The organism is Fodinicola acaciae (assembly GCF_010993745.1).
Lineage (GTDB): Bacteria > Actinomycetota > Actinomycetes > Mycobacteriales > HKI-0501 > Fodinicola > Fodinicola acaciae.
Genome location: NZ_WOTN01000001.1, coordinates 1,779,199 through 1,796,042 on the forward strand (window position 1 = coordinate 1,779,199; position 16,844 = coordinate 1,796,042).

General features: G+C 65.4%; 19 protein-coding genes and 1 pseudogene. 11 read left to right on the forward strand and 9 right to left on the reverse strand.

Annotation, left to right across the window (positions count from 1 at the left end):
* Positions 1–97: 97 nt before the first annotated feature.
* Positions 98–259 carry a hypothetical protein gene (locus GNX95_RS08365; RefSeq protein WP_163506537.1) on the reverse strand — a complete coding sequence of 54 codons (162 nt, stop codon included), beginning with the start codon at positions 257–259 and terminating at the stop codon, positions 98–100.
* A gap of 512 nt (positions 260–771) precedes the next feature.
* The gene (locus GNX95_RS08370; RefSeq protein ID WP_246281540.1) at positions 772–1,365 is read right to left on the reverse strand and encodes an XF1762 family protein; all 594 of its coding nucleotides are present in this window, start codon (positions 1,363–1,365) and stop codon (positions 772–774) included.
* Positions 1,366–1,687: 322 nt separating this feature from the next.
* Here GNX95_RS08370 and GNX95_RS08375 point away from each other — a divergent pair, with 322 nt between their 5' ends.
* Positions 1,688–1,957, forward strand: coding sequence for a hypothetical protein (locus tag GNX95_RS08375; RefSeq protein WP_163506538.1), 270 nt, complete (start codon positions 1,688–1,690; stop codon positions 1,955–1,957).
* 438 nt (positions 1,958–2,395) lie between these two features.
* Here GNX95_RS08375 and GNX95_RS08380 read toward each other — a convergent pair whose 3' ends face one another.
* From GNX95_RS08380 to GNX95_RS08410, 7 genes are all read right to left on the reverse strand, one after another.
* Entirely contained in the window at positions 2,396–3,019 is a 624-nt protein-coding gene (locus tag GNX95_RS08380) for a hypothetical protein (protein WP_163506539.1), read from the reverse strand.
* Between the two features lie 90 nt (positions 3,020–3,109).
* Positions 3,110–3,874 carry a hypothetical protein gene (locus GNX95_RS08385; protein WP_163506540.1) on the reverse strand — a complete coding sequence of 255 codons (765 nt, stop codon included), beginning with the start codon at positions 3,872–3,874 and terminating at the stop codon, positions 3,110–3,112.
* A gap of 63 nt (positions 3,875–3,937) precedes the next feature.
* Positions 3,938–4,867, reverse strand: a complete 930-nt coding sequence (locus GNX95_RS43780; RefSeq protein ID WP_163506541.1) for a C40 family peptidase — start codon at positions 4,865–4,867, stop codon at positions 3,938–3,940.
* A gap of 99 nt (positions 4,868–4,966) precedes the next feature.
* On the reverse strand, positions 4,967–5,128 hold the full coding sequence (locus GNX95_RS08395; RefSeq protein WP_163506542.1) for a hypothetical protein: 162 nt from the start codon (positions 5,126–5,128) through the stop codon (positions 4,967–4,969).
* A 346-nt stretch (positions 5,129–5,474) separates the two neighbouring features.
* Positions 5,475–6,089 carry a DNA cytosine methyltransferase gene (locus GNX95_RS08400; RefSeq protein WP_222853464.1) on the reverse strand — a complete coding sequence of 205 codons (615 nt, stop codon included), beginning with the start codon at positions 6,087–6,089 and terminating at the stop codon, positions 5,475–5,477.
* Entirely contained in the window at positions 6,056–6,427 is a 372-nt protein-coding gene (locus GNX95_RS08405) for a hypothetical protein (RefSeq protein ID WP_163506543.1), read from the reverse strand. The genes GNX95_RS08400 and GNX95_RS08405 overlap by 34 nt, the downstream gene beginning before the upstream one ends.
* A gap of 286 nt (positions 6,428–6,713) precedes the next feature.
* Entirely contained in the window at positions 6,714–7,334 is a 621-nt protein-coding gene (locus GNX95_RS08410; RefSeq protein ID WP_163506544.1) for a hypothetical protein, read from the reverse strand.
* Positions 7,335–7,848: 514 nt separating this feature from the next.
* Here GNX95_RS08410 and GNX95_RS08415 point away from each other — a divergent pair.
* The 10 genes and pseudogenes from GNX95_RS08415 (at position 7,849) to GNX95_RS08455 (ending at position 16,844) form a co-directional block, all read left to right on the forward strand.
* Positions 7,849–8,544 carry a hypothetical protein gene (locus GNX95_RS08415; RefSeq protein ID WP_163506545.1) on the forward strand — a complete coding sequence of 232 codons (696 nt, stop codon included), beginning with the start codon at positions 7,849–7,851 and terminating at the stop codon, positions 8,542–8,544.
* Positions 8,545–8,870: 326 nt separating this feature from the next.
* Positions 8,871–9,164 carry a pilin gene (locus GNX95_RS08420; RefSeq protein ID WP_163506546.1) on the forward strand — a complete coding sequence of 98 codons (294 nt, stop codon included), beginning with the start codon at positions 8,871–8,873 and terminating at the stop codon, positions 9,162–9,164.
* Between the two features lies 1 nt (position 9,165).
* Positions 9,166–10,914 (forward strand): TrbL/VirB6 family protein, encoded by a 1,749-nt coding sequence (locus GNX95_RS08425; protein WP_163506547.1) that lies wholly within the window; start codon positions 9,166–9,168, stop codon positions 10,912–10,914.
* A 62-nt stretch (positions 10,915–10,976) separates the two neighbouring features.
* Positions 10,977–11,147 (forward strand): annotated as a pseudogene (locus GNX95_RS44220) (PrgI family mobile element protein); the annotation flags it as partial.
* Positions 11,148–11,309: 162 nt separating this feature from the next.
* A complete protein-coding gene (locus tag GNX95_RS43060; RefSeq protein ID WP_246281542.1) occupies positions 11,310–11,918 on the forward strand; it encodes a hypothetical protein in 609 nt (202 codons plus the stop codon).
* Positions 11,918–13,693 carry a VirB4 family type IV secretion system protein gene (locus GNX95_RS08435; protein ID WP_222853465.1) on the forward strand — a complete coding sequence of 592 codons (1,776 nt, stop codon included), beginning with the start codon at positions 11,918–11,920 and terminating at the stop codon, positions 13,691–13,693. The genes GNX95_RS43060 and GNX95_RS08435 overlap by 1 nt, the downstream gene beginning before the upstream one ends.
* Before the next feature lie 248 nt (positions 13,694–13,941).
* Positions 13,942–14,547 carry a VUT family protein gene (locus GNX95_RS08440; RefSeq protein WP_163506549.1) on the forward strand — a complete coding sequence of 202 codons (606 nt, stop codon included), beginning with the start codon at positions 13,942–13,944 and terminating at the stop codon, positions 14,545–14,547.
* Positions 14,544–15,317, forward strand: a complete 774-nt coding sequence (locus tag GNX95_RS08445) for a deazapurine DNA modification protein DpdA family protein (protein ID WP_163506550.1) — start codon at positions 14,544–14,546, stop codon at positions 15,315–15,317. The genes GNX95_RS08440 and GNX95_RS08445 overlap by 4 nt, the downstream gene beginning before the upstream one ends.
* Positions 15,318–15,425: 108 nt before the next feature.
* Positions 15,426–15,692, forward strand: a complete 267-nt coding sequence (locus GNX95_RS08450) for a hypothetical protein (protein ID WP_163506551.1) — start codon at positions 15,426–15,428, stop codon at positions 15,690–15,692.
* Between the two features lie 12 nt (positions 15,693–15,704).
* Positions 15,705–16,844, forward strand: coding sequence for a hypothetical protein (locus GNX95_RS08455; protein WP_163506552.1), 1,140 nt, complete (start codon positions 15,705–15,707; stop codon positions 16,842–16,844).

Sequence of the window (16,844 nt, forward strand, 5' to 3'; positions counted from 1 at the left end):
GCGAAGCGTAGGCAGGGCGAGCGCCTCGGTGGCGACGTCGCCAGCGTGGGACCCTCTTCGCGGTAGCAGGCGTCAAGCGCTGATCATGACGAGGTTTCTACGTCTCGATCCAGATTCGGTCCATGTCGGCGTGGTCGTAGATTTCGTCCCACCAGTAGTTGAATTCGTCTTGTGTGGTGGTGACCGTCGTCAGCTCGTTGAGCGCCTCGAGTACCGCGTCGTGGTCGCCGTTGTCTCGCAGCCACGCGGAGCTCGACATTTGGCGGATCGATGCAGCAGATCTGGCCCTCGCTCGTCGATTCGGCCGATGATCTACCGACGGCGTACGCGCTACAGGCCCTGCTGGAGGACCTCGTCTCGGTCGCCGGACCACTGATCACCTCCGCACTGCTGTTTGTCGTGCCGCCGGCGGCGATCCTGGCCCTCGCCGAGGCCGCCGCGCTGACCGGGACGGTGGTCTACGCCAGAGCTCCAGCCGCGCGAGCCGCTCGCGGACGAGCCGTGAGGCGAACGAGCCTGCTCGGTACACTGAGCACTCCGGGAATGCGTACGCTCGTGCTGACCCTGCTCGCGGCCGGCATCGTCATCGGCATGCTCTACATCGCCTCGTCCGGCGCCCTTCTTGGGTGCGGGAATCCGAACAACCGGTGGGCCGCCGCTTTCAGGGGCCGAATCTTGTATTGGCTTGTGCTTTCTGCACCTCTTCTGGCCGGGCGCACGAGGGTGCGTCAACGAGCAGGTCGTGCTCCTGAGGCGAGAGATGCTGACTCATCAGGCTGCCTTCTTATGCGTCACAGCGCTGCATGGTGTGTCGGAAGCGGTTGGGCGACGCGGCCACGGCGGTGCGCTTGATGTGATCTCCCACCGCATGCGCGCCACATTGTCGGCTCCGCGATTGGCCCGGCGTCGTGATGGTGTATCCCAGCCCGCGCGTGGGGCCAACTCGGCAACTGGTCGCCAGCCGGCCGCGCGGAGCGATGCGCCGGACTCACGTACTTGCGTGTAGGTGATGGCTCGGCGGTATCCGAGTGCCTGGGCCGCGCGCCATGCCGTGCCGTAGAGCGCGGAGTTGGCGTTGCGGGTGCCGTCCGTGGCTGAGCGGTTGACCTCGACGGTCCGACCATCCTGCATCCGGCGAGCTGAAGGCCGGGCAACGGTCACCACCCCCACCACCTGTCCCTTTTCGTTGGCGACCGCGGCGCAGAACAGATAGCCGTGGGGGCGCCCGTGATGGCGGTGCTGGGCGTCGATGAAAGCGGCTGCTTCGTCACGGACAGTCAGCACGATGGTCAAACGGCCGGTGCGCGGCGACTTCGTGGTGGCACGGAGCGCAGTCGGCGATTGCGTCATCAGTGGATTCGTCATCGCAGAGCCTCCGGTAGCTCAGCGGGGCGTGGGACAGCCGGAATACCGAGGCCGACGGCCGGACGACGGAGTCGGCGTTGGGCGTCTTCGCGTTTGGCTCGGAGGAAGGTAAGGGTCATGTCGATGCCCTCGATCTCGCCGGCCCAGCCTTCGATCTGTGCGTGGGCTCGGCTGTCGAGGAGGTCGGGTCTCAAGCTCGTCGGGCCGGGTGAGCATCTTGGGTTGACGTGCAGCATCGGGCAGCAGATGCAGGCGTGTTCGTGCTGGCAGGGCGTGCCGTAGAGGCGCCCTCAGGAGCCGAGCTCGACCTTGTGCTGTCGAAGTGTTCGTCAAACTCGGCCAATTCCTCACTGGTGGCCTCGCGGTACTCGTCGATCGGTCGGAGCTCGCGGCGGTAGTCGAGGAAGGTGACGTAGTGACGGACGATGTCTTTGTCGAAGACGGCCACATAGCCGCGGGTGGTCTGGATGTTGAGGTGGCCGAGCAGGGCTGCGCCGATGTGGATGAGCTGACGGCGAAGTTCCGCTGGCGTCTCCTTGATCACGACGTGAAGAGCCATGATCAATCAGCGGGAGATGGTGCAGATAACTGAGAACTGGCGACGACCGAGGCCTTGGATCCATCAACGTCGCGGACATAAAGCGGTATGGAGACGAAGCGCCGGTCCGGGTTGAGCGCGTCGGCGCGGATGTTTCCGGCCGAGACTCGGCAGACGGGGATGCCGTGCCGCGCGGCGTACGCGCAGAGCCGGTCGAGGTGGCGATACACAGCCGCCGGTTCCCAGCCGGTGTCGGCAAAAGAGCGCGTAGTGGAATCGCGGGATATCGCCGTGGCAGGCCGACAGCAGCAGCGTTGTGCTCTGCACACCCGCGCCCAACGACAGCAGTCTCAACACCGGCTCGACCGCCTCCCCGTACAAAGCGCGCTGTCGCGGCGCGACGTGGCCTCTGTCTTGTTCGTCTCGGTGTCGGGTGCACCGGTGGGATGGGTGGCCGTGGGCTGAGTGTCGATGGTGGCCGCCATGTCCGCCTCACACCGGGATCGTGACCGCGAGGGTCTGCGGGTGCGATGGTCGTGCCGCGCTGGTGCCGATGAAGGCGATGGAGCCGCGCCAGCTGCACCTCAAGGTGGCGGTGGTTGTGGTCGGTGGAACCGGTGCGATGAGCCGGACCAGTTCGCTGCCGACGGTGACCTGCTGAGCGATGACCGGGCGCCCCGACCCGGTGGTGAGGGTGAAGGAGTTGAGTGCGAATTTGGGGATGCCGATGCCGGAGTCGGTGCTGGCGTCAGTGATCGTAATGGCGAGCCAGGTGGATCCGGGTGGGGCGTATCCGCGGTCGCGGTCGAACGGTGTGAGCACGGCTGAGGCGGCGGTGAGGTGGAAGCGGATGGTGTTGCCGCTGCGGATGTTGGTGAGCGCCCCTATGAGCTGGTTGCCCAGGATGGCGTGGTTGCGGCGGCGGTAGATCGGCGCGAACTCGGGTACGGTGACGCGCTCGCCGGTACGCAGGTTAACCCGCTGGGCACGGCCCTGGTCGCTGATTTCCAGGTAGGCGGCGGTGTTGATCGGCACTGAGACCGCCAGTGTGCCGCCGTTGATGACGGGTGAGCCGTTGACGGCCGGCAGCGGGCGCGGGGTGGCTCCGATGATCACGGCGCCGGTGGCCGTCGGAAGGGGCTGGTTGGCGAGCTGCCCGGGCGGGGTGTCGGTGGATACCGCGGTGGCGAATGCAGGTGTGGGCGCCTATTGGAGGAACAGGAACTGTTCGCCGTTGGCGGCGCTGCGAGCTCCCAGTCCGCGGCCGTACGCCGGCGCTGCGCCGATAGCGGCGATCTTCGCGGCGAGCATCGGGCTGAGCAGCAGGCCGTCGCCCGCTGGTGCCTTCATCGGAACGCTGACGAGGTCGGCCGGGCTGATGTACTTCATGTCCCCGGGTTGATCGGACGGTGGACGCGGCGCGGGAAGGTTCGCGCCGTCGTCGGGCTGGGCGCCGTCGGGTCGCGCCAAGGTGAGTCCAGCTGGGCGGGGCTTGGGCGGGAACTCCGGAGTAGTCGGTCGTGGGAGGCCGGAGTCGGTGACATGCACGGGCATGGTCGCCCAGAGATCGGTCCGTGCCGTGCCGTACATGAGGACCGGACCGCAGATCAAGCTGTCGCCAGCCTCGCTGTGGTTGGTCGTGGCGTAGGTAAGGAAGCAACGCGAGGACCCGTTGACTGCGGCACCGCCGGCCCGGACAGCGCGTTGGAAAATCGCGTCCGCATCGTCGATCAAGTGGGTGACTTGCTCTTTGCCCAAAATGTGACCGGCGACCGTGACCTTCTCGGGAATGGCGGCCGCGCATCCTCCCGCCCCAACCAGGGTGGCCGCCGAGGCGAGGAGCGCGACGGCAAAAGCCGCCACATGAGGTACACGCCTGCGACTCAGACGGATCCGGCTGGGCGTCGTAGAGGACGGCGAGACAGGCGGGCTGACTGCTATCGGAGCGGTAATGAATGCGGGATTGGTCATGAGGCTCTCCAAAGAGATACGCATCCGGGCGCAAGGGTCTGATGTATTCAAGAAAGATTGGTCTTAGCCGTATCGGACAAAATCGAGACGGTCGCGTGTGCGCCACAATTCCTCGATTTTCACGTCTTGACCGACGTCGGGTGCGTGGAGAATTTGATTGTTGCCAACGTAGATTCCGACGTGGTGGCGGCGGCTGGTTGGGTTGCCTGGCGTGTAGAAGAAGATGAGGTCGCCAGGTGCTGCCTGCGCGCGGGTGATCTGGGTTCCCATTGGCAACTGTGCGCCGGCGAGGTGCGGTAGACGGATCCTTCCGTTGCTCGCTTGATAGATCGCGTACATGGTGAGGCCGCTGCAGTCGATGTGGCCGCTGGTGGGTCCGTTGTACCCGCCGGCGCCCCACGCGTACGGAGTTCCGAGTAGGCGCTTGCCGAAGGCGACGACGCGGAGGCCGAAGGCACTCGCCGCCGAGCAGATGTTCGTTGCGACAGCGACGACGATGCGAGTCGCGAGCGGCTCGTGTTTCGCGTACGCATTCGGATAGGCACTACCCTGCACCGCTTGTGCGGCCACTGTGAGTGGAAGCCTTTGCCAGCGCGGCACCTTGAGGAGTTTGGTGTAGAACTGCCGCGATGCGTACCGCGGATCGTGGACCTGCGCAGCACTCCCCCAGCCTTGCGAGGGGCGCTGCTGAAACAGTCCGATGGAGTCACGGTCGCCATCTGGCCGATTGATGAGGCTCGACTCCTGCATTGCCGTTGCGACGGCGATAACCCATCCACCTTGCGGGACTCTCATTTCTTGGCCGACTTCGACGACGACCGCTGCATTAGCGAACATCTCAGCTGTGATACCGGCACGAGCGAGATCTGCGGGAAGGGCGGGAACGCAACCGCCACTGCCACCACCGGCAAGTCCAAGACGTGCGGCAATGGCACCACCGATGACCAGTATCAGCATTAGCGGCACAGCAAATATCGCGAGGAATTTCAACAAGGAAAATGCCGATCCTGAGAAGGATTCAGCGCCAGTTAGCGTCGACCAAACGACGCGTCGGTCGCTGCCGACCCCGGTCGATCGATGCAGTGGATTACGTCAAGCGCGAGCTGTTGGTGCGAGGTTTGCCGCCGCCGGTACGCCCAGGAGAAGTCGCAGAGCATGCGCCGCTTGCTGGGGTACGACGCCGTCGCCGAGGATCTTTAGTTGTGCCGTCCGGGGCAGGCCGATCGCGGTGACGTAACCCTCCGGAAGACCCATCAGCCATTCCACGAAGACCGGGTTCAGACGCGGTCGTTTCGTCGGCCCGATCGAGGTGGACTCAGGGGCAGATCGCCCAAGAGCTCGCTCCCAACGCCGGATCGCGGCCTCGTACGGTCCCCAGGTCAACGCCTGGCCTGCAGCTCGCTGCATCACGCTGTTCGCGCGGCATACACATGGCTTGAGCCCTGCAACCCGAGCGTTGATTTCAACCGCTGGTGGGGCCAGGTAGCAGCGCCACACGTCCGTCAAATTCACCTGCTGGCGGGGACGATGAAGACGTCGCTCGGTGACGCAACGGCCGCCGGCGACTGCCGCATCAATCGTCTGGGGCGTGGGCAGCAGCTCAAGCCTGTCTGCCTCGAAGACCGAGGATGAACATGCGGTCGCGGTTATGAGCGGCGCCGACATCGGATGCGCGTACGCACATCCATGCCGTGTCATACCCGAGCGCGGCCAGGTCGGTTTGGACCCGGTCGAGTCCGCGGACACGGAGCGGAGGTACGTTTTCCACGAACACGAGCGGCGGTCGAAGTACGCGAATTGCGTCCGCGATGGTGAGCCAAAGGCCACTGCGGTTGCCCTCTTTCAGACCGATTCGGAAGCCGGCGTTGCTCGTGTCCTGACACGGGAATCCGGCGACGAGGGCGTCGACTTCTGCGACTCGGCTCCAGTCGACTGCGGTGATGTCGCCGAGATTTGGTACGCCTGGATACCGGTGCTTGAGGAGGGTCGCGACATACGGATCTGAGTCCGCACACCAGACGACCTCTCCGTCGAGCACGTCGATCGCCGCTGCGTCGAGGCCGCCGTATCCGGTGCAGAGCGAGCCAATGCGTCGCTTCCTCGACGAAGCGCCACTGGATGAGATCGACGCCGCGTCGAGTGGACGCCTCCGCGCCTTCATATGGCCCTCGGTGCAGCCGTCTAATCCGGCCATTTGCGCCACCAATGCGGCCATCGATATCCGGCTGCGATCTCGGCGGTAATCGAGCTCGGAGATGAGCCTGGAGCGGTGTACGCGTACGTCGTCGCAGCGTCGTCGCTGACCGGAATTCGGCTCCACGTCCACCCCATGGCGCGCAGCGCCGGGACGTAGCCAGCGCGGGTGATCAGCCGCTGGTATCCGAGTCCAAATACAGCACGTCGAGCGGCGCCGTACATCATGGCGGCCGCGTGGTTCGCGGACCGATATCGGAAGACGTACGTGTCCGTCAGTTCCAACGTCACGCCGTCGTCCGCGCCGCTGCCGATGGCCGCGTCGGCAGCAATCGTGACGGCGACTGGCCGCGCGTCCATTGCGCATGCCCGGCTCAGAATCTCATCCACTTCGTCAACGGATCCCATCTCCGAAGCTGTCGACCGACGGCGGGCGAAAGGGCGGCCGTCGGCGATGTCGAAGACCGCGATCGCCAGGCGGTCACGTCGGCGGGACGTGCCTCGAACTGGGTAGCGATGATCAAGTGCGTCCCGCGGCTGCACAGCGATCCAGGCTCGTGCGCCGCGTACGGAAACGGGAACAAGGACGAGGCTCACGCCAAGAGTCCCTTCGTATGAGGAACGCGTCGGGAGGCGCGCAGAGGGGCTAACTGGCGACGGCAAATTCACCGGTCGGGAGCTGATAACCAGGCGTGACAACCACGAGCGTGCCGAGCGGTACGACCGCTTCAACGTCGGCCGTCCGGTGGTCGGCCGCGGCGACGTCGTGAGCGATCCGCAGCGTCGCCAGGTGGCCGTCGGGCCGAAGGATGCGCCGAATCGCCGGCAGCAGGCCCAAGCGGTCAGTTGGCTCGGCTCGCGATGTGCTGACCACGGCAAGGGCGGCTTTCTGGCTGGGCCGCCGGCATGAATCCGGCAGCACAGTGGCCGCTTTCTCCGGCCGTACCAAGCCGATCCGCATCAGATTGCGACGGTGGAGGGGCAGAGCCGTTTCACGCAGCAGGCAGAGCTGGTTGAGCTGCCCTTCCGACGCGGCGAGATTGACGCTGCGCCGACCGAGTCGAGCGGCGGCGGTCGCGATGGCCGGCAGGCCGTCGACGTTCACGACGATCTCGCCGGCGTGGCTGTAGTCGCGTACGAGATCCTCCGCCCATCCGGCGCGGATGTGCATCGTGCGCGGAGGTACGACGGACCGCTTTAACGGCCGGACTTCGACGTAGTCGCTCTCGCAAATACGCGTCGCGGCGGGGCAGGCGATGGCTTCCATGTCTGGCTGCTTTCGGGGAGACGACTCGATGAAATCGCTTCACCCGACGAATGCCTCCACAAACCGAGAAACCGAACACGGGACCGCACAACTCGGCGAACGCTTTCGCTATTCGACCCGTCCACGGACGGCCAAATGTGACGGGGCGCACAGTCGGCATTTACTCGTACTCAGGCACAGGCGCCCGGCACGTTCGTCATAGAGGCTCTGACCTGCAGTTTTATAGACCAGAACAGATACGTCGTGGTGGCAGACAGGACGGACATCGCGCCCTGATGTACGCGCCACGTACTCGCCGCGTACTCGTGTCGACTGCCCGCGTACGCGCTCGGTACGCGGTGCGTACTCGGGTCTCCGGCCTACTCGATATGGCCCAATTCATCGCCGCGCCGCCGACACGTACGGCACGCCGGCAATCCCGTCATATCGAGGTGGATCTGCCATGCAGTCAATCCCGTACCCATCTCCAGCAGCGGCCGCGGAATCGGTCGCCAACGTCCGCGAGAACGGATCGTTGCTCGACAAAATCGAGGCTTCCTTCCAGCTGCTTTCGAAAGGGCCGGCGCGGGTGTCGGTCGACGGCGGCGCCCTCGGCTTCGGCCTGCCAACACGGTCGATGTCGCTGCCCGAACTCCAGGCGATCCTTCTGCATCCGTCGTGTTCGACTGCGGCACGCGACGCCGCGTGGAGCCTGCTCGTCAGCAGCGCACAAACCGATGGCCCACAGTGGGTGATCGGTGCGCTCGGGGTTGCACTTCCACGCCTGCGAACCATGGCCGGGCGCCTTACTCGCGGCTACTGCGGTTGTACAGCCGACTTGGACGCGGAACTGGTGACCGCATTCGTCGAGCGTCTTCGTCGGGCCGACGCCAACGCCTCCAGCTTGTGCGGTCGACTGTGTTGGGGTGCGTACAAGGATGCACTGCGCGCCAAGAAGAAGGATGTCGACGAGGTCGGTCGGCACGCTGACCTCAGCGCCACGATCGTCCACCAGGACTCAGCCGGCCATCCCGACCTCGTACTGGCCCGCGCGGTCCGCGCGAGCATCATCACGGCGGCGGAGGCGGAGCTCATCAGCCGTACGCGGATCGGCGGCGAGCGGCTGACTGACATTGCCGCGGAGCAGGGTACGAACGTGGACGCGTTGAGGATGCGGCGCAAGCGCGCCGAGAGGCGTCTGGCGGCTGCCATGGAATGCGGCGATCTCTGAATTTTGCTGGTGCGGTGTTCGGTTTCCGGCCTCCGGCAGGCATTTGACCGGTTGAGGGGAACACCCGACCGCCCGTGCCACGACGCGGGGTGTTTGCCCCTCCGCCCCGGAGGCCGGACGAGCCCGACCTCTTCGGCCTCCGGGGACCACGACAGGTGCCGCGGCATGTGCCGCCGGACCGCATCCGCCCACCGAAGCCAGGTAGGTATTCCATGCCGACGACCGGCGCCACCCTTACCCCCGACGAGGATTCGCATCCGTACATGCGGAACGTCCTTCGCTTCGTTGCTCTTCCGGTATTCACGATCGTCGTTGGCCTCGCTGCGATGACCGTTCTGACGTACGCCGAGCCGTCGTACGCAGCGCCGCCGAGTTCCAGCGAACCACTGGCGATCGCCGGCTCGCTAGGCGAGGTCATCGGCAACGTCAAGGCCTGGTTGACCGGACTCGCAGTCGCCGTTTGGGGAGCGATGTTCGTCTACGGCGCACTTCTCTATTCGGCAGCCGGCATCGGAACCAAGGAAATGGGGAAGCAGACGATGCGATACGCGTGCATCGGTTTCGTCTTGACGATGCTGGCGCCACTCGCGCTGACGATCCTGCAGGGATTCGTGGACTGAAATGTCGTCGACTTCCACCACCTCACGCGGCCATTTCCGCATTCGCCGCATCGCGCTCGTGAGCTTGCTTGTGGCACTCGCGATCAGCGGTTTGGTCGTGGGAATCGCACCCGGATCCCCCGCTTCGGCCGCGCCCTGCGAACCGTCGCGCCCAACCCCCAAACCGACGATCTATCTGCCGCCAGGACCGCCCATACCGAAGCCGTTTCCCACCTGCGACACGCCGGCACCTGCGGTCTCCCCGCCACCGACCGACGCGCCACCAGAATCCGTCAATCCGGTCACGGGATGGATAACGGATGCGATCGCACAATGGTTCGCCGGCGTCGTCGCATTGACCCTGAACCCGGTCCTTGAATTCCTTGGCCAGACGGTCCTGACGACGCCAGATCCGACCCAGGATGGCCGTGTACATCAACTGTGGGACGCCGCTCGACTGGCCGTGAATGTGGCGTACGTGCTGTTCATTTTGGTCGGCGGATTCATCCTCATGACGCGCGAGAGCGTCCAATCCCGGATAGGTCTCCGGGAGATCACGCCGCGACTGGTGATCGGCTTTATCGCCGCGAACACCAGCAGCTTGGTGATATCAAAGGCGATAGAACTAAGCAACGCCGTGACGGCCGCGGCCGTGGGCGTTGGAGTTGATCCGGCAGCTGTGTCCGTAGCCGTTCGGCAGATGGTTGGCAACGAGCTCAACGGACTCGGATTTCTCGCAAATCTGCTTCGGATAGCGATCATCGTGATGGCGTTGATGGTCGTCGTCACGTTCATCGTACGGATGGCGGCGATGGTGTTGCTGACTGTTGCCGCACCACTCGCGCTCGCCTGCCATGCGCTGCCGCAAACTGAGAAAGTCGCATTCATTTGGTGGCGTACGCTCACCGCGTGCCTGGCTTCACAAGTCGGCCAGGCGTTTTGTCTCGTGGTCTTCCTACGGGTATATCTGTCGCCGGCCGGCCGAACATTGTTCGGCATTCCAACGGGTGGCACCGCCTGGGTGAACATCCTGGTCGGGCTCTGCCTGTTGTGGCTGACTGTAAAGATCCCCTTCTGGGCTCGACGCGCTGCCTTCGGAGGATCCACCGGCCGATCGCGAATCATCAGCATCATCAAGACCATCGTCATTGCCAAGACCCTTGGCGCCCTTGGGGTCGGCTTCGGCGGAGCGAGCAAAGTCAGACCCAGTCGTACGGCAAAGCTGGCCCCTAAGACGCTCCCATCGGCGACACGACGGCGTCCCGCAACCGGTGGACCCAGGCGACGGCCGCCGCACAAGCCGGCTCCGAAACCCACGGCTGCAACACGCGCTCCGAAGGCAACGTCCGCGACCTTTTCTAATGCGCCGATCAATCAAGTTCCGCGGTCGACGCCGACCGGCGCAGCCTCGACTGCGACGTTTAGTCACGCACCTTCTGCCGCGACCCCACCACCGAAGCCGAAGACCCCGCCACCGACGGCGGCGTTCTCCAGTGCACCCAAACCGGGTCATCCGGTATCGACGTCGACCACACCCCCACGGACGACGACGTTCAGCAATGCGCCCGGTACGGATCAACCGCGCCGTACGCCGCCGTCACCGCCTCACACGAGTTTCAGCGATGCACCTAAGTCACAGGCAGCGCATCCACGGTCTGGCTATGCCGCTCGACCGACCTTCTCTGACCAGGCGCCGCTGCCGCCAAAGAAGGTCGTTCAGAAACCACGAACGCCACCCGTGCGGCGATCACCGGAGGGAGGTCAGCCGTGAACGACTACGACCCGTATGGCACAACGAGGCTACCTGCCGACGTCGACCGGCCAGACACCCTGATGTTCGGCCTCAGCGCCCGCCAACTCCTCATCCTGGGCGTAGTCGGCCTGGCGTTGTGGGGGCTGTGGATGCTCTCCGCCCCTCATCTGCCAATTCCCGTTCTCGCCTGCATCACGCTGCCAATCGGCGCTGCTGCGCTCGCGGTAGCGGTCGGCCGCCGCGACGGCGTGACGCTCGATCGCTGGATCGTCGCCGCGGCCCGACACCAACTCCGACACAAACACCTCGTCTCCGTCGACGCAGGCGGAGCTGGCGAGGGGCCGCCGCCGTGGGTGCGACGTTCGGCGCGGAGCACGCAGCCCGCCGTACACGCATCGCCTGGCCTGCTGCACATGCCCGTTCGCGACGTCACCGATACCGGCGTGCTGGATCTCGGACGCGATGGCTACGCGGCGTTGGCCGCCGCCGGGACTGTCAATTTCGCGCTGCGGACCGCCGATGAGCAGGCCGCTCTGGTCGCCGGATTCGGATCGTGGTTGAACACACTGGACGGTCCGGCGCAGATCGTCGTACGCACTCACCGAGCCGACCTCGCCACGCTCGCAGACCGCATCACCGACATCGCTCCCGCGCTGCCCCATCCGGCCTTGGAATCCGCCGCCCGGTCGCACGCCGACTTCATCCGCGACCTCAGCGACCGGCACGAACTTCTCCACCGCGGTGTACTGATCGCCGTACGCCAACCTGAGTCCGGCGCGCACGCCGCCGCCCGCGCAGCGCATGCGATCGAACGGACAACCCACGCACTGGCCGGATGTGGGATCACCGCGAGCGTGCTCGACGGGCCGACCGCTCAGTGGGTCATCGCCGACACCGCCGACCCCTACCGCGACGACTACGACGATCCGACAGCCGAGGCGTCGTACGCACCGCCTGACGCGATCATCACCGCCGCCGGCCGTTTGGCGCCCACCTGGACCACAACAGAAGGGCCGTCGTGATGCGGAACCTGCTGGCAGGCCTGCTCCGCGTCAACGACGATGCCGAGGATGTCGACCGTCGGATAGCGCCCGACGGCGTGGAAGTCAGCGCCCGGCAGGTCCGCGCGGGCAACGGGTACGCCGCCACCTTGGCGATCACCGGCTATCCGGCGGAGGTCCCGAGCGGCTGGCTTGAGCCGCTGATCACCTTCCCCGCGCGGGTGGATGTGTCGCTGCACATCGAGCCGATTCCGTCTCTAGTCGCCGCCCGGCAGCTGAAGAAACAGCGGGAGCGGTTCGAATCTCAACGCCGTTTTGCTGCCCAGCACGGCCAACTGCATGACCCTGAGGTCGAGGCAGCCGCGTACGACGCCGCCGACCTTGCCGGACGACTTGCCCGCGGTCACGACCGGCTCTATCGCCTCGGCCTGTACCTCACCGTGCACGCAGAAACCGAGAATGCACTACAACGCGACCTAGCCGACATCCAAGCGTTGGCCGACTCCATGCTCCTGCAGGCGACGCCGGTGACGTGGCGCGCCTTGGAAGGTTGGTCATCGACACTGCCCGTCGCGGTCGACGCGCTGTGTCTGACCAGAGTCATGGACACGTCCGCGTTGTCGTCGGCCTTTCCATTCACGAGCGCGGACTTGCCTGGGCCGGATCCGACACGGCCGACCGAGTTCGGCGACGGCATTCTTTACGGCACCAACGTCAGCTCGCCCGGCGTCGTGGTGTGGGATCGGTGGGCCTGCGACAACGCCAACATGGTCGTACTCGGCCGCTCCGGCGCCGGCAAATCCTATTTCGGCAAGCTCGACCTGCTGCGCAATCTCTACCTCGACAGCGACGCCACCGTCATCGACCCCGAAGACGAGTACGTCGCGCTCTCGGAGATGGTCGGCGGCACGACGATCCATTTCGGCCGGCCCGGCGTACGCATCAATCCGTTCGACCTGCCAGCTGCGGCTTCGCCTGACTCCGATGCAATACCCGGCACGGACAGCCTGACCGGGCAGGCGCTCTTCTTGCACACGCTCATCGGTGTGCTGCTGAAACAGCCATTGTCTGCGACCGAGGCATCGACCTTGGACACCGCGATCATGGATGCGTACCGCGGTGCCGGCATCAGTCTCGACCCAAGAACGTGGCGTCGGCCCGCGCCTGTTCTCGCCGATCTCTCAACGGCTCTCCGGACACACGGTGAGATCGGGAATGCGATCGCTGATCGCCTTGCACCGTACGTGACGGGCAGCCATCGAGCACTTTTCGACGGCCCTTCCACGATAACGCCCGGCGGGCACCTAACCGTTTATTCGTTGCGGCAGCTGCCGGAGGAGTTGCACGCCGCCGGCACGCTCCTCGTCCTCAACGCCATCAGCCGCACCATCGCGGACCCGACGCGTACGCGCCGACACCTCATCTACGTCGACGAGGCCTGGACCCTGCTCCGCGACGGAACCGGAGCGCGCTTTCTCTTCCGGGTCGCGAAGTCCATCCGCAAAAACAACGGCGCCCTAGTTGTCATTACTCAAGACGTTGACGACGTGCTTCACAGCGACCTCGGACGCGCAGTCATCAACAACGCAGCGACGTACGTCTTGCTAGGACAGGCCCCTCAGGCTCTCGATGCCGTCACCAGCGCGTTCTCACTCACCGGCGGCGAGCGTACGGCGCTCTCCACGGCCCGGCGGGGGCACGCGTTGCTGATCGCCGGCGCACATCGCGTCGGATTTCTCGCCCAAGCCAGCGCCGAAGAAGAGCGCGTCATTCGCACAGACCCAGACTTCCGCTAGAACGCCGGGCGTACGCGATGAGACGCGACGCGCCCGGCCGGTATCCGCCGAGCGTCGGTCAACCTGCGAGCGCCTCGCTCCATGTCGCTCTCAATGCGTCCGCCGCAGGAGTTCGGCTGCCGCTGCTTCGAGGCCTTCACCATCTCCAGGAGCCTGCCATGCCCGCAGCAGAAACGACCCCCGCCGATCCCTCTGTCGACCCGCAGGCCCCGACATCGCGCTGTCGCCGGCGACATCCAGTCGCCGGGGTGGCATCCGGTCTGCTGCTGGCCGCCACAGTCGTCGCCGCCAACACGATGACAACGCGACTCGGTGTGGTACAGATCGGTTTCGGGCTGGCAGCACCCGCCGGCGTTTACGCGGTCGGTCTGCTGCTCGTCCTGCGCAATGTCGTCCAGGCCGCGCTCGGCAGCCGAGGTGCGTGGGCGGTCGTGTTCGCTGGCACAGGACTGTCGTTGGCGACCGCTGACGCAAACATTGTCCTTGCCAGCGGAGCGGCATTCGCGTTCTCCGAGACACTCGCGCTCGCAGGATTCGCCCTGCTGGAGCGCCGGTGGCCCGCACTGTGTCTCGTCGTATCGGCAGCCGCTGCAGCGATCGCCGACAGCATGGTTTTCCTTTTCCTCGCCTTCGGCCCACCGACATTGTGGACGCTGCTCCCCGGCCAACTCCTCGGCAAGACGTTGGGTGCTCTAGCGGCTCTGCTCGTTCTCCGCGTTCTGGGGTTGGCTGTTCGGCTCGCCGCAGGCCTTGTCATCCGTCGTGCTATCGGTCCAGCTGTCAGTTCCGTTCTGGGCGCCGTTGCCGATGCGTTGACCGCTGCAAACGCCCGACGCCGAGACGACGCCAGATGAGGTTCTACCTCGGCACACATCACCCCCACTGGCTACGTACCATCGAAGTGCCGCTGTTCATCTCCGATCGGACGCTGCGTCGTTATCGGACGCTGCCAACCGCGTCGGGACTGTGGGCGCTGGACTCCGGCGGGTTCACCGAACTGACCAGATATGGCGGCTGGCATCGCAGCCCAGCGCACGCGTACGCCACCAGGGTCCAGCGCTACCACGATGAGATCGGTGGGCTCGTATGGGCCGCGCCGCAGGATTGGATGTGCGAGCCGCAGGTGCTCGCGGCCACCGGCCAAACGGTCGCCGAGCACCAGCGCCGGACCGTCATGAACTACCTCCGACTGCGGCGCATCACGCCAAACCTGCCCTTCATCCCTGTTCTTCAAGGGTGGACCAGCCGCGAATACCTCGACTGCGTAAGCCGGTACGAAGACGCCGGAGTGGACCTGGCATCCGCGCTCGTGGTGGGGGTCGGCTCGGTCTGTCGCCGGCAGGGCACCGCCGACTCGGCTGCGATCTTCACCGCAATTCACACACGCGTTCCCGGGATCCGGGCACACGGATTCGGCGTCAAGACCTCGGGACTCGCACTTTACGGCCACCTGCTTACGAGCGCAGATAGCCTCGCCTGGTCGCTGGCAGCGCGATTCCGTCCACCGCTTCCCGGCTGTCACCGACATGGCAGCTGCGCCAACTGCCCCCGATTCGCACTCCGTTGGCGAAACGAGGTACTCGCCAACCTCCAACAGGCCTCCAGAAAGTCTTGCTTGCAATGACGGTTGGCCGGCGGGCATTTTTCGTTCCTGCAAGCGCGAATCGGCCCAAGAAATCGCAACAGATCCAACCTTCAGCAAATCGAGCTGAACCAATTCTCAGGAGGACCCATGCCTCACCAGACTCGTACCGCCGACAACCAGTCCACGTCTTTCTCCGCCGAGCGTCCGCAGTGCATCGGACGGGCTTCTGTCCATACGCCCCTGCCGCGCTTCAGTCGAGAGCAGCTCCGCTTCATCACGCTGGTCTGTGTTCTCACCGGCTTCGGAACCGTCGCCGCCGGAAGCGCCGTCCTCATGGTCGCCTATCTCTTCTACGCCGTTCTCGCGATTCGGTCCGGTGTCTACGTGATGTCCGGGTGGCCGTACCTGCGGTAGGTGAAATTCGGGATGGACGTTCGGTCGTTCGAGCTACCGCTCACTTATCTCCCATACTTTTTGGCTGCCGGCGCGATAATCGCGCTCTCGTGGTTGCTTGCCAAGGCATTCCTGACGAAGCGTGCACGATCAATGGCCGTCTGGGTCGAGATCACCGTTCCCGAGGCGCTTCAAGCACGGCAGGTGGCGGCGCTATGGCGGCTCGTGGCAGGCATTCTGCCGGCCGCCCGATGGTGGCGCTTGACGCCTGGTCACGTGACATTCGAGGTCCACGCCGCCGCTGACCGGCTGCGATGCGGCCTCTGGCTTCCGCCGTCGGTTCACCCTTCCCCGGTGATGCGAGCCGTTGTTCGCGCCTGGCCAGGTGCCGCTGCAAGCATCACGACTCCGCCGACACTTCCTGGTGATCTGTCCGTCCTCGGCCGTCGCCTCCGATATCGCGAGACCGGGTGGGACCAACTGCGGGAAGACGACAAACCCTCGACCAGCCGTACGTCCTCAGCCCGCAGCGATGATTCGCATGCCGTGTACGACGCGCTCGTCGCGGCCAGCAACGCAGGAGCAGGGATACTCCAGATAGCTGTCAGCCGGCCGCCGATGCGGCGGCTCGGCGTACTGCGCGAGGCGGCTGGCACAAAGCCACAGGCGGGCCTGAACGCAACGATTGCAAAGCTGCCGCTAGCTGTGGCCCGTTGGCTGCTCGAAGCCGTCGTGGATTTGATCGGCCCCAGCAACTCGACTCAGCTCAGCAGTCAGGCCAACGTAAAGCGCGACGACCCGTACACGGTTCGGCTCGCGCGTCGTAAGCTCGCCGGCGCACCGCATTTCGTCGTCGACGTACGCGCGGCAGTCGCGTGCAAGTCCCGGCGAAAAGCGTCGACCATTGCAGCCGATATCACCCGTGGCTATGCGGTCTTGACGAATGCGCTGCTGCCTATCCCCTGGTGGTTCGCTCGGAAGGCTGTCGCACGGCGTGATCTGCCGGGTCGGATGTCGATTCTGACGACAGCTGCCGAAGCGGCTGTGCTGATTCCTCTACCGGCAGAGCCGACGCTCTACGCGATGCCAGCCGCACCCGGCCGTCAGCGACCGGCGAGCACCGAGCTTTGGTCGCCGGATCCCGCGGCGTGGTCCAGATCCGACCATCTCTGA

Coding starts and splice junctions, on each gene's coding strand:
- GNX95_RS08455 (WP_163506552.1), top strand. CDS start 15,705: ATGGACGTTCGGTCGTTCGAGCTACCGCTCACTTATCTCCCATACTTT.
- GNX95_RS08395 (WP_163506542.1), bottom strand. CDS start 5,128: ATGGGTCTTCCGGAGGGTTACGTCACCGCGATCGGCCTGCCCCGGACG.
- GNX95_RS08385 (WP_163506540.1), bottom strand. CDS start 3,874: ATGACCAATCCCGCATTCATTACCGCTCCGATAGCAGTCAGCCCGCCT.
- GNX95_RS08370 (WP_246281540.1), bottom strand. CDS start 1,365: ATGACGAATCCACTGATGACGCAATCGCCGACTGCGCTCCGTGCCACC.
- GNX95_RS08445 (WP_163506550.1), top strand. CDS start 14,544: ATGAGGTTCTACCTCGGCACACATCACCCCCACTGGCTACGTACCATC.
- GNX95_RS08450 (WP_163506551.1), top strand. CDS start 15,426: ATGCCTCACCAGACTCGTACCGCCGACAACCAGTCCACGTCTTTCTCC.
- GNX95_RS08410 (WP_163506544.1), bottom strand. CDS start 7,334: ATGGAAGCCATCGCCTGCCCCGCCGCGACGCGTATTTGCGAGAGCGAC.
- GNX95_RS08420 (WP_163506546.1), top strand. CDS start 8,871: ATGACCGTTCTGACGTACGCCGAGCCGTCGTACGCAGCGCCGCCGAGT.
- GNX95_RS08365 (WP_163506537.1), bottom strand. CDS start 259: ATGTCGAGCTCCGCGTGGCTGCGAGACAACGGCGACCACGACGCGGTA.
- GNX95_RS08435 (WP_222853465.1), top strand. CDS start 11,918: ATGCGGAACCTGCTGGCAGGCCTGCTCCGCGTCAACGACGATGCCGAG.
- GNX95_RS08405 (WP_163506543.1), bottom strand. CDS start 6,427: ATGGACGCGCGGCCAGTCGCCGTCACGATTGCTGCCGACGCGGCCATC.
- GNX95_RS08425 (WP_163506547.1), top strand. CDS start 9,166: ATGTCGTCGACTTCCACCACCTCACGCGGCCATTTCCGCATTCGCCGC.
- GNX95_RS08400 (WP_222853464.1), bottom strand. CDS start 6,089: ATGGCCGCATTGGTGGCGCAAATGGCCGGATTAGACGGCTGCACCGAG.
- GNX95_RS43060 (WP_246281542.1), top strand. CDS start 11,310: ATGCCCGTTCGCGACGTCACCGATACCGGCGTGCTGGATCTCGGACGC.